This is a genomic window from Streptomyces humidus, from assembly GCF_014649655.1.
In the GTDB taxonomy this organism is placed as follows: domain Bacteria; phylum Actinomycetota; class Actinomycetes; order Streptomycetales; family Streptomycetaceae; genus Streptomyces; species Streptomyces humidus.
The window spans coordinates 12,885-28,316 of sequence record NZ_BMTL01000001.1 but is presented as its reverse complement, the minus strand read 5'-3'; the positions used below and the strand labels follow the sequence as shown (position 1 = coordinate 28,316).

Annotated in this window: 10 protein-coding genes; 4 read left to right on the top strand and 6 right to left on the bottom strand. The window is 72.2% G+C overall.

The window, feature by feature from the left end; translation table 11 throughout:
* Window positions 1–139: 139 nt before the first annotated feature.
* Window positions 140–2,707 (bottom strand): aminopeptidase N, encoded by a 2,568-nt coding sequence (pepN, locus tag IE239_RS00110; RefSeq protein WP_190147119.1) that lies wholly within the window; start codon window positions 2,705–2,707, stop codon window positions 140–142.
* A gap of 215 nt (window positions 2,708–2,922) precedes the next feature.
* Between pepN (IE239_RS00110) and IE239_RS00105 the strand changes: the two genes are divergently transcribed.
* Entirely contained in the window at window positions 2,923–3,477 is a 555-nt protein-coding gene (locus tag IE239_RS00105) for a DUF1203 domain-containing protein (protein WP_190147118.1), read from the top strand.
* An 84-nt stretch (window positions 3,478–3,561) separates the two neighbouring features.
* Here IE239_RS00105 and IE239_RS00100 read toward each other — a convergent pair whose 3' ends face one another.
* Window positions 3,562–4,578: an aspartate-semialdehyde dehydrogenase gene (locus IE239_RS00100; RefSeq protein ID WP_190147117.1), complete on the bottom strand. Its 1,017-nt coding sequence runs from the start codon at window positions 4,576–4,578 to the stop codon at window positions 3,562–3,564.
* Window positions 4,579–4,909: 331 nt separating this feature from the next.
* On the opposite strand from IE239_RS00100, the gene IE239_RS00095 reads away from it, so the two are divergent.
* Window positions 4,910–5,452: an RNA polymerase sigma factor gene (locus IE239_RS00095; RefSeq protein ID WP_190147116.1), complete on the top strand. Its 543-nt coding sequence runs from the start codon at window positions 4,910–4,912 to the stop codon at window positions 5,450–5,452.
* Window position 5,453: 1 nt separating this feature from the next.
* Window positions 5,454–6,209: a hypothetical protein gene (locus IE239_RS00090; RefSeq protein WP_190147115.1), complete on the top strand. Its 756-nt coding sequence runs from the start codon at window positions 5,454–5,456 to the stop codon at window positions 6,207–6,209.
* 125 nt (window positions 6,210–6,334) lie between these two features.
* Here IE239_RS00090 and IE239_RS00085 read toward each other — a convergent pair whose 3' ends face one another.
* Window positions 6,335–9,649: a S8 family serine peptidase gene (locus IE239_RS00085; RefSeq protein WP_190147114.1), complete on the bottom strand. Its 3,315-nt coding sequence runs from the start codon at window positions 9,647–9,649 to the stop codon at window positions 6,335–6,337.
* Between the two features lie 329 nt (window positions 9,650–9,978).
* Window positions 9,979–10,464, bottom strand: coding sequence for a CGNR zinc finger domain-containing protein (locus IE239_RS00080; protein ID WP_190147411.1), 486 nt, complete (start codon window positions 10,462–10,464; stop codon window positions 9,979–9,981).
* Window positions 10,465–10,738: 274 nt separating this feature from the next.
* Between IE239_RS00080 and IE239_RS00075 the strand changes: the two genes are divergently transcribed.
* Entirely contained in the window at window positions 10,739–11,200 is a 462-nt protein-coding gene (locus IE239_RS00075; RefSeq protein WP_190147113.1) for an NUDIX hydrolase, read from the top strand.
* A gap of 220 nt (window positions 11,201–11,420) precedes the next feature.
* On the opposite strand, the gene IE239_RS00070 is transcribed toward IE239_RS00075, so the two are convergent.
* Together IE239_RS00070 and pepN (IE239_RS00065) are read right to left on the bottom strand one after the other, a co-directional pair.
* The gene (locus tag IE239_RS00070; RefSeq protein ID WP_190147112.1) at window positions 11,421–12,482 is read right to left on the bottom strand and encodes a hypothetical protein; all 1,062 of its coding nucleotides are present in this window, start codon (window positions 12,480–12,482) and stop codon (window positions 11,421–11,423) included.
* Window positions 12,483–12,687: 205 nt separating this feature from the next.
* The gene (gene pepN, locus IE239_RS00065) at window positions 12,688–15,279 is read right to left on the bottom strand and encodes an aminopeptidase N (protein WP_190147111.1); all 2,592 of its coding nucleotides are present in this window, start codon (window positions 15,277–15,279) and stop codon (window positions 12,688–12,690) included.
* Between the last annotated feature and the right edge of the window lie 153 nt (window positions 15,280–15,432).

The following is a 15,432-nucleotide window of genomic DNA, read 5'->3' as shown; positions in this document are numbered from 1 at the left end:
GGGGTGGAGCTCCCCGGTACACGCAAGGGCGCCCGGTGCGACAGACGTCGTCTGTGACACCGGGCGCCCTTGCGCCGTATCCGTATCCGCATCCCTGTCCGTATCCGTATCCGGACGGACGGACGGACGGACGAGGGGACTACCGCGCGTCGGCCGCCTGGGCCTTCAGCGCGCGCTCCACGCCGGAGCGGGACTCGGAGACGAGCCTGCGCAGGGCCGCGTTCGGCTCGGCCGAGGCCAGCCACGCGTCCGTCTTGTCCAGGGTCTCCTGGGAGACCTGGACCGCCGGGTAGAGCCCGACCGCGATCTGCTGGGCGATCTCGTGCGAACGGGAGTCCCAGATGTCCTTGACGACCTCGAAGTACTTGTCCGTGTACGGCGCGAGCAGCTCACGCTGGTCGGTCTGCACGAAGCCGCCGATGACGGCCTCCTGCACGGCGTTGGGCAGCTTGTCGGACTCCACGACCGACGCCCACGCCTCCGCCTTGGCCTCCGGCGTCGGACGCGCGGCCCGCGCGGTCGCCGCGTGCCGCTCACCCGCGGCCGTCTTGTCCCGCTCGTGCTCGGCGGCGATGTCGGACTCGTCGAACTGCCCCACGGCCACCAGACGCTGCACGAACGCCCAGCGCAGCTCGGTGTCGACGGCCAGGCCCTCGATGGTCTGCCCGCCGTCCAGCAGCGACTCCAGCAGGTCGATCTGATCCGGCGTGCGGGCCGTCGCCGCGAACGCCCGTGCCCACGCGAGCTGGTGGTCGCTGCCCGCCTCGGCGGACCGCAGATGGGCGAGCGTGGCGTCCGTCCAGCGGGTCAGCAGGGTCTCGCGGGCGGCCGGGTCGGCGTACAGGTCGATGGCGAGCTTCACCTGACGGTGCAGCGACTGGACCACGCCGATGTCGGACTCCTTGCCGATGCCCGACAGCACCAGGGACAGGTAGTCGCGGGTGGGCAGTTCGCCGTCCCGGGTCATGTCCCAGGCCGACGCCCAGCACAGGGCGCGCGGCAGGGACGACTCGAAGTCGCCGAGGTGCTCGGTGACGAACGCGAGCGACTCCTCGTCCAGGCGGACCTTGGCGTACGACAGGTCGTCGTCGTTGAGCAGGACGACGTCCGGACGGCGCTTGCCGACCAGCTGCGGGACGGCGGTCAGCTCGCCGTCGATGTCCAGCTCCACACGCTCCTCGCGCAGCAACTTGCCGCTCTCGCCGTCCCGTTCGTACAGGCCGACCGCGATACGGTGCGGGCGCAGGGTCGGCTCGCCCTTCGCGCCGGCCGGGAGCGCCGGGGCCTCCTGACGGATGGCGAAGGCGGTGATGACGCCCTCGGCGTCCGTCTCGATCTCGGGGCGCAGCACGTTGATGCCGGCGGTCTGCAGCCACTTCTGCGACCAGGTGCCCAGGTCACGGCCGGAGGTCTCCTCCAGCGCGCCGAGCAGGTCCGACAGCCGGGTGTTGCCGAACGCGTGGCGCTTGAAGTACGCCTGCACGCCCGAGAAGAACTCGTTCATGCCGACGTACGCCACGAGCTGCTTCAGGACGGACGCGCCCTTGGCGTACGTGATGCCGTCGAAGTTGACGAGGACGTCGTCCAGGTCGCGGATCTCGGCCATGATCGGGTGGGTCGAGGGCAGTTGGTCCTGCCGGTAGGCCCAGGTCTTCATGGAGTTGGCGAACGTGGTCCACGAGTGCGGCCAGCGCGAGTCGGGCGCGTACGCCTGGCAGGCGATCGAGGTGTAGGTGGCGAACGACTCGTTCAGCCACAGGTCGTTCCACCACTCCATGGTGACCAGGTCGCCGAACCACATGTGGGCCAGCTCGTGCAGGATCGTCTCCGCACGCACCTCGTACGCCGCGTCGGTCACCTTGGACCGGAAGACGTACTGGTCGCGGATGGTGACCGCGCCCGCGTTCTCCATCGCGCCCGCGTTGAACTCCGGCACGAACAGCTGGTCGTACTTCTGGAAGGGGTACGCGTAGTCGAACTTCTCCTGGAACCAGTCGAAGCCCTGCCGCGTCACCTCGAAGATCGCGTCCGAGTCGAGGAACTCGGCGAGGGACGGCCGGCAGTAGATGCCGAGCGGCACCGACTGCCCGTCCTTCTCGTACACGCTGTGGACGCTGTGGTACGGCCCGACGACGAGAGCGGTGATGTAACTCGAGATCCGCGGGGTCGGCTCGAAGACCCAGACGTCGTCTCTGGGCTCCGGCGTCGGGGAGTTGGAGACGACGGTCCAGCCGGCCGGTGCCTTCACCGTGAACTGGAAGGTGGCCTTCAGGTCCGGCTGCTCGAACGACGCGAAGACGCGACGGGCGTCCGGGACCTCGAACTGCGTGTACAGGTAGGCCTGTTCGTCGACCGGGTCGACGAAGCGGTGCAGACCCTCGCCCGTGTTGGTGTAGGCGCAGTCCGCCACGACCCGCAGGACGTTGCGGCCCTCCAGGAGCCCGCGGAGCGCGATCCGGGAGTCCGCGAACACCTCGGCCGGGTCCAGCGCGTCCCCGTTGAGCGTCACCTCGTGGACGGTCGGGGCCACCAGGTCGATGAAGGACTCCGTGCCCGTCCCGGCGACGTCGAAGCGCACCGTGGTCACGGACCGGTAGGTACCGCCCTCCTGCGCCCCGGAGAGATCGAGATCGATCTCGTACGAGTCAACGGTGAGCAGCTTCGCCCGCTGCTGCGCCTCTTCGCGAGTCAGGTTTGTGCCAGGCACGCGGTCATCTCCTCGATATGTGTCGGTTGCGCCATCCTTCCACGAGGGGGCCGCCCGGGGCGACGACGTTCCGTACGGCCCGCCGCCCGCACCCCGTGCGCCCCGCGGACGGGTCCGCGCGCGGTCCGCCGGCCGCGCCGGGGCGGGCACGGAGGCCGGAACGCGGCGTCCGGATTCCGCCGGTGCGGCGGTGCGGCGAGCGGGAGGCTGCACGCATGACCACTCCGACAGCTGCCCGCCCCGGCGTCCGCACCGCACGGCCGGTCCCGGCCGCACAGCCCCTCCCGGCCGCACGGCACCTCGCTGCGGCATTGCCGATCCCGGCGGAGGCCCTCGACGAACTGCGCTCCACCGACGACGCGGGCCGCCCGGCCGTCCCCGGGGCCGACGAGGAGGGCGGCGCGCCGCTGCGCTGCTGTCTGCGCCGCAGCGAGCCCGGCGAGTCGATCGCCCTCGTCTCCTACGCGCCCCTGCGCCGCTGGGCGGCGGGGACCGGCGTCGACCCGGGGCCGTACGACGAGCAGGGCCCCGTCTTCATCCACGCGCGCGCGTGCCCGGGCCCGGCCGGGGACGCCCTGCCGTTCACGGACGCCCACCGCACCGTCCGCCGCTACTCCGCCGACGGCCGTATCCTCGGCGGCCGGCTCGTCGAGGACCCGGGCGGGTTCGAGGCGGCGTTCGCCGAGGCGTTCGCGGACCCGGAGGTCGCGCTCGTCCACGTACGGGCCGTCGAGTACGGCTGCTTCCTGTACGAGGTGCGCCGGCGCTGACGTCCCCCGCGCGGTCGGCCTCGGCGCGCGGGAACGACGAAGGGGCGGGCCACGGACGCCCGCCCCCGGACAAGACGCCGTGCGTCAGTCCTTCAGCTCCGCCGCCACCAGCTCCGCGATCTGCACCGCGTTCAGCGCCGCGCCCTTGCGCAGGTTGTCGTTGGAGACGAACAGCGCGAGCCCGTGCTCGACCGTCTCGTCCTGGCGGATGCGGCCCACGTACGAGGGGTCCTGGCCGGCCGCCTGGAGCGGGGTGGGGATGTCCGAGAGGGCGACGCCCGGCGCGCCGGCCAGCAGCTCCGTGGCGCGCTCCACCGTCAGCGGCCGCGCGAAGCGGGCGTTGACCTGGAGGGAGTGGCCGGAGAAGACCGGGACGCGCACACAGGTGCCGGAGACCTTCAGCCCGGGGATCTCCAGGATCTTGCGGGACTCGTTGCGGAGCTTCTGCTCCTCGTCGGTCTCGTGCAGACCGTCGTCGACGATCGAGCCCGCGAGCGGGACCACGTTGAAGGCGATGGGGCGCTGGTAGACCTGCGGCTCGGGGAAGTCGACCGCCGAGCCGTCGTGGGTGAGCCGGTCCGCGTCCGCCACGACCTTCTGCGCCTGCCCGTGCAGCTCCGCCACGCCCGCGACGCCCGAACCGGACACCGCCTGGTAGGTGGCGACGACCAGAGCCTCCAGGCCCGCCTCCTCGTGCAGCGGCTTCAGAACCGGCATCGCGGCCATCGTCGTGCAGTTCGGGTTGGCGATGATGCCCTTGGGGCGGTCCACGATCGCGTGCGGGTTCACCTCGGAGACCACCAGGGGCACCTCGGGGTCCTTGCGCCAGGCCGAGGAGTTGTCGATCACGACGGCGCCCTGCGAGGCCACCTTCTCGGCGAGCGCCTTCGAGGTCGCGCCGCCCGCGGAGAACAGCACGATGTCGAGGCCGGTGTAGTCGGCCGTCGCCGCGTCCTCCACCGTCACGCCGTCCAGGACCGTCCCCGCCGAGCGGGCCGAGGCGAACAGACGCAGCTCGGTGACCGGGAAGTTGCGTTCCTTGAGGATGCTGCGCATGACCGTGCCGACCTGACCGGTGGCTCCGACGATTCCGACCCTCACGGCGACTCCCTTTGTCTTGTTCTGTCTCACTGCGTACGCATTGCCTGGCCGTGGCTTTTCCATCATGCGGCCGACACCGGCCTACCTGTCCAATTCTTTGCCCCCCATGCCCGAGGACTGGGACGCCCCGCATTGACCGACTGTTGCGGAACTTGCTCCCACACCCCGCTGAGCTGGAGGTTTTCCCTCCGGTGCGGCTTCTGGCCGCAAGCTGTGCTGCCGCGCCCGCCGGTGTGACGTACGCCTCCGCGGCCTCTTCCTGAATTCCCCGCGCGCGGCGCGAACCTTTCCGGGCGCGGCGGCGTCATAGGAGAAACGCGGCGAGGGAGGGGTGTCTGTGCTGCGCAGAATCACCCGCCGGGTCCAGCGGGACGGGGCCGGGCACGGCGACGACCCGCTGGACCCGGCGCAGGAACGCCGGGTGCGGGCGGTGCTCGCGCTGGGCGGGGTGCCGCAGGCGGACCTGCCCGACGGCGTACAGCAGGTCCGCCTGCGGCTGCTGGAACGCGCGGCGAAGGGGCACGAAACGCCGCGCGACGTCTCCGCGTGGGCGGCGGTCGTGGCCTCCAACCTCGCCATGGACTGGCACCGGGCCAGACGCAGGCAGGAGCGGCTGGGGGAGCGGCTGGCCTCGCTGCGCGAGCACGAGCACCCCTCCGGCGAGGACGCCAGCGTGCTCTCCCTCGCCGTCGCGCAGGGCCTGGACGACCTGCCGGACGCCCAGCGCCAGGTCGTCGTCCTGCGGTTCTACGCCGATCTGCCGGTGCGTTCCATCGCCCGCGAGCTGGGCGTTCCGGAGGGCACGGTCAAGAGCCGCCTGCACACGGCGGTCCGGGCCCTGCGCGCCCGCCTGCACGAGGACGAGGTGGTCTGACGTGACCGCGGAACACGACGGCCGCGGCGGCCCGGACGCTCTGATGGCGGCGATCGCCGACGAGCCGCTGCCGGACGAGGCCCGGGCGGACGCGGCCTTCATGGCGGAGCACCGCTCGGCGGCCGCCGACGTGGCGTTGCTGCGCGAGCAGCTCGGCGTGCTCGCCGACGCGCTGGCGGAGCCGGTGCGCGAGAGCGCGGCGCGGCCGGCGCCGGCGCCGCTCCGGCGGTCGCCCGCCCGGCGGCTCCGTCCCCTGCTGTTGGGAGCCGTCGGGGTGGCCGCGGCGGGCGCGCTGGTCCTCGGGACAGGCTGGGCGGTCGTGCGGACCGGGCAGGGGGCGTCCGACGACGCGGGGAGCAAGAGCGCCCCGCGCGACGCGGGCCGCGTCGAATCCGGAGGCATGGCGTCCGAGGACGCCGGCGCTCTCCTCGGCGACCCCGGCTACCTCGCCTGCACCCGGCTCGTCGTCGAGGGCGACGTGACCGGCGTCCGCCGGCTGCCCGGCACGACCCGCGAGCGTGTGAGCCTGCGCGTCACCCACGCCTACCGGCCCGCGAGAAGCGCGCCCGAGGTCGGCGTCGACAGGGAGCAGAACTCGGGCGCGCCGCTGAACCCCGGCGACCATGTCCTGGTCGCCCTCGCGCGGGGGACGGGCGTCTCCGACGTCTGGGTGGTCGGCGAACCCGACATCGCGCACGAGCGCCGGGCACTCGCGGAGGCCCTGCCCGCGACGGGCCCCGACGCCGTCTGCGAGTAGTTCGCGAGCGGGCCGACGGCGCGCGGGCGGCGAAGGCATCTGGCGAAGGGCGCGCGCGGGCGGCGAAGGGCGGACGGCGGGGGCGGGCGCCCGTGTGGACGCCCGCCCCCTTCGTGCCCGGGGTGCTACGGAGTGACCTTCTCGATCGTCACCTTGCCGGCGCCCGCGACGGTGCCCCGCGCGTTCACCAGCTGGACCTGGCCGAAGAGGACCCGGCCCGCCGGTGCGGTGGCCGCGGCGGTGACGGTCGCGGAGACCGCCACCGAAGCGCCCGTGGCCAGCTTCACCGGCGCGGCCCCGTCGACCGTGACGGCGCCGAGCGCGGACGACAGGAACGCGTCCACGTAGTCGTACGCCGTCGTGCCGGCCGGGACCGAGTAGCCCGCGACCACGACGGTGTACGTGCCGGCGGCGGGCGACGGGATGGAGACCGCCTCCTCCGAGTCGCCGTCGGCCTGCTGCGCGACCTGCTTGCCGGCCGCGTCGTAGACCGTCAGGTCCAGGTCGGCGGAGGCGTCGGAGACGTTGCCGATGGAGACGTCGAGCGATTTCGCGCCCGCCGGGACCTCGACCGTGGTGGTCTGGGTGGTGCCGTTGGCGATGGTCGGACGGTCCTTCTTGGAGGAGCCGAGCGGGCCGCCGGCCAGCTTGCCGTCGATGGCGGCGAACTTGTTCGTCACCGTCCAGGAGGCGGCGGTCGGGACGCCGACCTTCGCCTCGGGCACGGTCACGTTCTCCGGGGCGAAGGCCGCGCCGTAGACGGTGGCCTCCAGCTTGTACGGGTTGTCGAGCAGGGGCGAGGTGCGCCGCGACTCGACCTCGATCTCCCAGACCCCGGCCTGCGGGTTCTGGTACGAACGGGCGTCGGGGCGGCAGCCGTTGCCGTCGAGGTAGTTGTTGTAGCAGTAGATCGTGGAGCTGTCCTCGACGGCGACGCCGTACGGGTGGATCGAGATGAAGCGGGTCTGGCTCTTGTCCTTCAGCCCGCCGATCGCGACCTCGAACGCCTTGGCGCCCTCGGGCACGGTCAGGAAGTAGGACCGGAAGCTGTTGCGCTGCACGCTGTCCGACACGGTGAACCTGTGGCTCACCGGGGTCGAGACGACGACCGTGTTGAGGATCTGCTTGTCGACGCCCTCGGTCCTCGGGTCGTCGACCTCGAGGATGGCGCTGGCGATGCCCGCGGCCTTCGGCCTGGCCTGGATCTGGACCGTCACCGGCTTGTTCAGCGGCAGCTTGACGTCGTCCTTGCCGAGGATCCGGAAGGCGCCCGAGGCGTTGTTCGCCAGGTGGAGCTCGTGGCGGATCGCCTTGTCGGCGCCGGAGGTGCGGGTGATCGTGACGTCGTACGTCTTCTTCTGCCCGGCCTTCAGACCGCTCTCACGGTCGTAGATCCCGGTGCCGAAGCCCGGCGTCTTCAGGGCCTGGTCGAGCGCGGTGTCGACCGGGGCCTTGACGGTGTAGTCGTGGGCCGTGGCGCCGTGCCGGATGGACTTCCAGGCGTCCACGATGTCGATGGCGCCGGCGCCCTCCTCGTAGGCCTGCAGACCCTTGATGTGGTTCGCGGTCGAGGTCAGCGCCGTGCGCAGGACCGCCGGGGTGAGCGCGACCTTGGCCTGCTTGGCGGCGGAGATCAGCAGCGCCGAGGCGCCCGCGGCCTGCGGGGAGGCCATAGAGGTGCCCTGGAGCATGGAGTAGCCGGCCGGCAGGGCGTAGCCCGCGTCGGCGACCGGGGAGCCCGGCAGCCAGGTCTGGGTGGTGTTGATCGAGGCGCCGGGGGCGACCAGGGTGGGCGTGAAGCCGCCGTCCTCACGCGGGCCGCGCGAGGAGAAGGGCATCAGCGCGTACTTCTTCTCCACCTGGGAGCCGTAGTCGGCGGCCCAGGTCTCCTTGGAGACGGCCGCGCCGACCGAGATCACCTTGTCGGCCAGACCGGGGTCGCCGATGGTGTTCGCGCCGGGGCCCTCGTTGCCCGCGGAGATCACGAGCTGCACGCCGTAGGTGTCGATGAGGCGCGTGTAGAGCGCGGCGCGCGCGTTGTTGCCGTCGTTGAGGCCCGGCAGACCGCCGATCGACATGTTGACGATGTCGACGCCGCGGTTCACGACCAGGTCGATCATGCCCTCGGTGAGGGCGACGTTGGTGCAGCCCGGGCCGAAGACGCAGGCACGGGAGGAGACGATCTTCGCGCCGGGGGCTGCGCCGTTCATCCGGCCGCCGAACAGGCCGTGCGCGGCGGTGATGCCGGCGACGTGCGTGCCGTGCTCGCTCGCGATGAGACCGATGTTGGCGAAGTCGGCCTTCTTGCCGACCCAGTCGCCGCCGAGCGGGTCCATCGGAACGTCCTTGCGGATCTGCACGACGAACGGCTGACGCTCGGCGACGTCGGTCGACGGGTCGTCCGTGCCGAAATAGCCGATCTGGTAACCGTCCTTGTACGGCTTCATCGCGGTGTCGTCGGTGAAGTCGCCGTTGCCGTTCACGTCGACGGTGACGGTGCCGGCGGCCGCGTCGTACAGGACGCCCCACACGTCGGTGGTGTCGCCGTCGCGGTTGACGTCGCCCTTGGCGTCGCCGCCCGCGGTGGCGGACTCCCGGAAGAGGTTGATCTGGTACGAGCCGGGCTTCGCCGTCCAGGTGCGGCCGCCGTAGCTGAAGCCGGGCCCGGAGACGGAGGTCAGCATCGGGCGCCAGGAGGCGTCGTTGTCGAGCAGCGGGTCGGTGGCGGTCACCCAGTCGACGATCTTGCGCTCGCCGGTGGTGGTCTTCTGCAGCGCTGGGTGCGCCAGGTCCACGCCGGAGTCGAGGATGCCGATGGTGACCCCGCGGCCGTCCGCCTTCGGGTTCTTCTTCACGAAGTCGACGGCGCCCGTCTCGAAGGACGGGTTGTACGGGTTCTCGGCGGGGGTGTTCCTGTCCGGCGCGGGGTAGGTCTTGGTCTTCCCGACGGGCTTTGCGCCCTTGGCGGCGTCCGCGCCCGGCGTCGGGTCGTCGAGGACGATGTCCTGCCGCAGGTCGATGGCCTGCACCGAGGACAGCTTGGCGGCGGCGGCGATCGCCGAGTCGGCCTTGGCCGTCGGCACGGTGGCGCGGACGTAGCCGAGCTTGTCGTAGGACTGCCCCACCGAGCCGCCCTTGACCGCGTCCAGCTCCTCGGCGACCTGCTCGGTCTGGCCGGGGGCGGTGGCGACCATCAGCGTGACGTTCTTGTCACCGGAGGCCTTGGCCTCGGCGAGGAGTGCGGCGTCGTCGGAACCGAGCTTGCGGGGGGCGGACTTCGCCCCGGGGTCGGACGCCGCCGAGGCCGGTCCGGCGTCGGCGGAGAAGGCCAGGGGTATCGGCCCGGCCGCGGACAGCGCGGCCACCAGGCCGGCGGCCGCGGCGGTGCGGGCAACGCGTCTGGCGCCCGATATCGGTGCACGCTGGGGGGTGTGGGTCATCGGCATCCCTTGTAGGTAAAGGAACGAGCGGCACGTGATCGAGGCCGTTCCTGCCTGATCACGACCGTCCGGAACGCGATCCCGGATGACCGCAAAGCTTTACCCAAGAGGCGGCTGTTTGGGGAGAGTTGACCGAAACGATATGCATGAATGGGGAAAACCCTCTACGAGCCCTCTGTGCGTGAACTGTCCGCCTGCTCTCCGCCTGCTGTCCGCGGGACGTCCGCGGGCCGGCCGTACGTCGTCCGCCGCACCGGCCGGTCGCCCTTGTCCTCAGGTCCCTTTCCTCAGGCCCTTGTTCGGCGGCCCCGTTCGGCCGGCCCCGTCCGTCAGGCCTCTTTCGAGCGGGCGTGGTGCCGGGAGGCCTTGGCGCGGTTGCCGCAGGTCGCCATGGAGCACCAACGGCGGCCGCCGTTGCGGGAGGTGTCGAGGAAGTGCAGCGCACAGGCCTCGTGGGCGCAGCCGCGGATCCGGTCCGGCTTGGTGGCGAGCAGCGTCAGGCAGTCGCGGGCGGCCAGCCAGGCCGGCCCCCACGCCGGGTCCGCGAACTCGGCGCGCTCGCCGGGCCCCTCGGCGGTGAGGGTGGGCCGGATGCGCCCGTGCCCGAGCACGGCGTCGAGAGGTTCCGTCGCCGTGCCGTCCACGGCGGCCTCGATCGCCTCCCGGGCCTCGAGGAGGCGCCGCACGGTCGTCGCGTCGGCCGTGAACCGCCCGTCCAGCCCGTTCGCCGCGAGCCAGACCGCCGGCCCGTCCGTGTCCAGCAGCAGATCCCGCACGGCGCCGCCCCGTGTCCACCTGGTGTTGAGCAGGTCCAGTGCGAGGGGCTCGCCGGTGAGCGGGCGGGGGTCCGGGAGACGGGGCGCGGGAGGGAGCGGAGCGGGAGGGAGCGGAGCGGGAGGGCGGTGAGCGGGTGGGAGGAGTACGGCAGAGAGCGGAGCGGGATGGCGGGGAGCGGGAGCGCCGGGCACGCGATCTCCTTCGGTCCGGCCTCGGTCCGACCCTTCGGCCTGACCCCTCAAGGGTATGTGACCGGTTTCGGTGTCGGGAAATTCCCCGGCCGGCAGCGGGTCGAGCGGCTAACGTCCTTGCATGCGCCAGAGGTTGAGGGTGGCGGCCTACGCCGTCTGCGTCCGTGACGACCGCGTTCTGCTGGCCCGCTCGCCTGCCCCCGGCGGCACGCACGAGTGGGTGCTCCCGGGCGGCGGTATGGAACACGGGGAGGACCCGCTCGACACGGTCGTGCGTGAACTGGACGAGGAGACCGGCTACCGCGTCGAGGTGACCGGTCTCCTCGGCATCGACTCCTTCCGCCGCACCTTCCGCCGCGAGGGCCTGCACGGTTCCGTGGACCACCACGGCGTCCGCATCGTCTACGAGGGCCGAGTCGTCGGCGGCGAGCTGCGCAACGAGGTGAACGGCTCCACCGACCTCGCCGCCTGGCACGAGCTCGACGCGGTCGCGGGGCTCACCCGGGTCCGCCTGGTCGACGTCGCGCTCGGTCTGTGGCGCGAACGGCCGGTGGACGGCCGGGTGTACGTGCCGGAGCGGTGAGCCCACCCCACCCGGCCCACGGCTCCGCACACCCGCAACCCCGCACATCCGCCACCCCGCACGCCGCCCACCCGCATCCCCGCCTGGCCGGACTCACCGCCCTGCGTGCGGCCGGTGCGGGTGCGCGACGCCGACGAGAGGGCGCCGGGTCTGCCCCGGCCGCCCGCGTCTGCCCCGACGGCGCCTCCTCTCCCCTCAAGGCGCCCCCTCGGCCCTGTCCCTACCGGGGCAGCACCACGACGTACGCGGCAGGGTCCCGGTCGCCCGAGGCCATCAGCGCCGTGCGGACCACCGCCGCCTGCTGTTCCCCCGCGTCCCGCAGCTTCTTCGGCGTGATGTACACGACCGTGATGCCCAGCCGCTCCAGGTGCTCCCGCTTGCGGGCGTACTCGGACCACAGCGCGTCCTCGTCCTGGCGCGGTGCCCGGGTGTCCAGCTCGACCGCCACCGCGTGCTCCGGCCAGTAGGCGTCGAGGCCGCCGAGGTGCGGGCCGCCCGGCAGACGCAGGTCCACGTTCCACACCGGGTCGGGCAGGCCGTGCTCGTGCACCATCGTGTACAGGCGCTCCTCCGCGATCGCGCGGCCCTCGGCGAGCAGGGCGTCCACGGCGTCCACCACATGCGGCCGGTTCAGCAGCTTGGCCTCGTTCAACTCCCGCACGACCGCGGCCGGTTCGCAGTGGCCGCCGCGCACCGCCTCCGACAGCAGCCGCCGCACCAGCCCCGCGTCCGTCAGCTGGGCCACCGCGTCGGCCAGTGCGCGCGGCACCGGCGCCACCGGAACTCCCGTCGCCTCCCCGGGCGTCGGCAGCGTGGACGTGCGCACGACGTGTGCGCAGCCCGCCGAGCGCAACCGGCGCGGCCGAGGCACCAGGACGTCGATGTGTTCCAGCGACGGCAGCGGGGGAGCACACGACAGGCCGTGCAGGTTCAGCGCCGCGAGGCCCGTGATCATCGCCTCCCCGTACACCGGCCGGTGCGGCTCCCCGCCGCCCGGCTGGGCGGGCACCCCGGCCGGCGTGGAGGGGTCGCGGCCCGCGTAGGCCAGCACCGCGTGCAGTCGCTCCTCGCTGGTCGGCGGACCGGGGTGGAGCAGGAACACGCCCGGGAGGATCTGCTGCCAGGGCCCGCCGGGGCGGCACCGCTCGTCCGCCTCGGCGAACGAGACGCCCTGGACGCGCAGGTGGGCCGCCGTGGTGACGCGGCGCTGGACCTCCGACAGGTGACGGACGGAGCCGGGGGACGCCGGGGGAACCTGGGGGAGCGGGGTGTTGGGGTTCATGCAACGGGGATTCCGCGCCGGCCGGGCACGCTAACCGCTGTTACACGCCCGTCGACAAAGCCGGACAAGCTCGCCCTAAAGGACGGGTGTTCGGATGCCGAGTAGGCGGCGAAAACCCCTGGTCCCGATCGGGGGAGCCAGGGGTTACGGGTCCCATTGCCTGAATTCCGTAACGGTGACCGTGTGCGGAATTCATGGCCAAAGGTCAGTCGGACGGGGCGGCCGCGGCCTCCGCGCCGAACGCCTGCGCCCGCAGCGACCGCGCCAGGTCGTCCCGCGCCTCGAGCACCAGCCGCCGCAGCGCCGGGGCCGCCGACTCGTGCGCCGCAAGCCAGGCGTCCGTCGCCGCAAGCGTCTGCGGCGAGTCCTGGAGCGAGGGGAACAGGCCCTTGACGACGTTCATCGCGCTCTGGATGGACCGCTCGGCCCAGATCCGCTCGATCGCGGCGAAGTACTTCTGCGCGTACGGCGCGAGCAGCTCCCGCTGCGAGGGCTGCGCGAATCCCGCGATCGTCGCCTCCTCCATCGCGTTGGACAGCGTGTCCGACTCCATCAGCTGGGCCCACGCCTGCGCCTTGACGGCCGCCGACGGACGGGCTGCCAGGCAGCGGACCTGATGGCGCTTGCCGGACGCGGTGTCGTCACGGGCCAGTTCGGCCGCCAGTGCCGACTCGTCCGCCACGCCGTGCGCCGCGAGCGGCTCCAGGAACGCCCAGCGCAGCTCCTGGTCCACCTCCAGGCCGTCGATCTTCGCGGTGCCGTCCAGCAGAGCCTGCAGCAGTTCCAGATCCGCCGCGGACGACGCGACCGACGCGAAGAAGCGCGCCCAGGCCAACTGGTGCCCGCTGCCCGGCTCGGCCGCCCGGAGATCGCGCACGGCGATCCGGGCCAGCGCCTCCTCGCCCGTCGGCCGCCAGACCTGCGGCGCGTAGTGCACGAGGGCCGAGTCCGCCCAGGCGTGCAGCATCTGCAGGACGCCGATGTCGGACTCGCGGTGCGCGAAACGCGTCACCAGGTCCACGAAGTCGGACGCGGGCAGCAGGGCGTCGCGGGTCAGGTTCCACAGCGCCGACCAGCACAGCGCGCGGGCCAGCGGGTCGGTCAGGCCGCCCAGTTGCTCGCGCAGCGTGGCCAGCGAGGTCTCGTCGAAACGGATCTTGCAGTAGGTGAGGTCGTCGTCGTTGACCAGCACCAGGTCGGGAGCCTGTGCCCCGGCCAGCTCCGTGACCACCGTGCGCGGGCCGTCGACGTCCGTCTCGGTGCGTGCGTACCGCACGACACGGTCGCCCTCCCGGCGGTACAGGCCGATCGCCACCCGGTGCGGCCGCAGCTCGGGATGCGTCTCGGCCGCCTCCTGGAGCACCGCGAGCTCGTCGATCCGGCCCTGCGGGTCCAGCAGCACCTGCGGGGTCAGCGAGTTCACGCCCGCCGTCTGCAGCCACGACCGAGACCAGCCGGCCATGTCCCGGCCGCTGGTCTCGGCGAGCACCGACAGCAGGTCGCCGAGGCGCGTGTTGCCGTACGCGTGCCGCTTGAAGTAGCGCCGGGCGCCCTCCAGGAACGCGTCCTGGCCGACGTACGCCACCAGCTGCTTCAGCACGCTGGCGCCCTTGGCGTAGGTGATGCCGTCGAAGTTGAGCTTGGCGTCCTGAAGGTCGCGGATGTCGGCGGTGATCGGGTGCGTGGAGGGGAGCTGGTCGGCGCGGTAGGCCCAGGCCTTGCGGCGGTTGGCGAAGGTGATCCAGGCGTCGGAGAAGCGGGTGGCGCCGACGTTCGCGAACGTCCCCATGAAGTCCGCGAAGGACTCCTTCAGCCACAGGTCGTCCCACCACACCATGGTGACCAGGTCGCCGAACCACATGTGCGCCATCTCGTGCAGGATGACGGTCGCCCGCGCCTCGTAGGACGCCCGCGTCACCTTCCCGCGGAAGACGTACTCCTCGCGGAAGGTCACCAGGCCCGGGTTCTCCATCGCGCCGAGGTTGTACTCGGGCACGAACGCCTGGTCGTACTTCCCGAAGGGGTACGGGTAGTCGAAGTGGTCGTGGAAGAAGTCCAGGCCCTGCTTGGTGATCAGGAAGACGTCGTCGGCGTCGAAGTAGGGGGCCAGACCCTTGCGGCACATCGCGCCGAGCGGGATCTCCAGGGTCGCGCCGTCGCCCAGGTCGCGCGTGTAGACGTCGGTCACGTGGTGGTAGGGGCCGGCCACGACACAGGTGATGTAGGTCGAGATCGGCTTGGTCTCCGCGAACCGCCAGACCCCGTCGGTGCGTTCGCCGACTCCGTTGCTCCACACCGTCCACTCCTCGGGCGCGCGCACCTCGAAGCGGAACGGGGCCTTCAGGTCGGGCTGCTCGAAGCCCGCGAACACTCGGCGCGAGTCGGCCGGCTCGTACTGGGTGTAGAGGTAGACCTCGCCGTCCTCCGGGTCGACGAAACGGTGCAGGCCCTCGCCGGTGCGGGAGTAGGCGCAACGCGCGTCGACGATCAGCTCGTTCTCCGCGGCCAGGTCCTCCAGCAGGATCCGGGAGCCGTCGAAGACCTCACTCGGGTCGAGGTCGCGGCCGTTGAGGGACACCGCCGTCACGCTCGGCGCGAGAAGGTCGGCGAAGCTGGACGCGCCGGGCTCGTTGCAGCGGAAGCGCACGGTGGTGACCGACCGGAAGGTGCGCGGCTCCGCCTCCGCGGCCCGGTCGCCCACTGCCGAGCGGACGTCGAGGGACACGTCGTACCCGTCGACGGACAGCAGGGCGGCCCGCTCCCGGGCCTCGTCGCGGGACAGGTTCTCACCGGGCACGGGCGGTACTCCCTCACTGCGTCAGCGCATGCGTGCTGTGGACAGGAGCGATCCTGCCATGCGCCCCTGACATGGGGCAGCAGGGAATGCGCGGCACGGACCGTGGCGTTGAGTGGGGGAAGCCCTATCTGCTGAGGATCTCCGAGGAGAGAC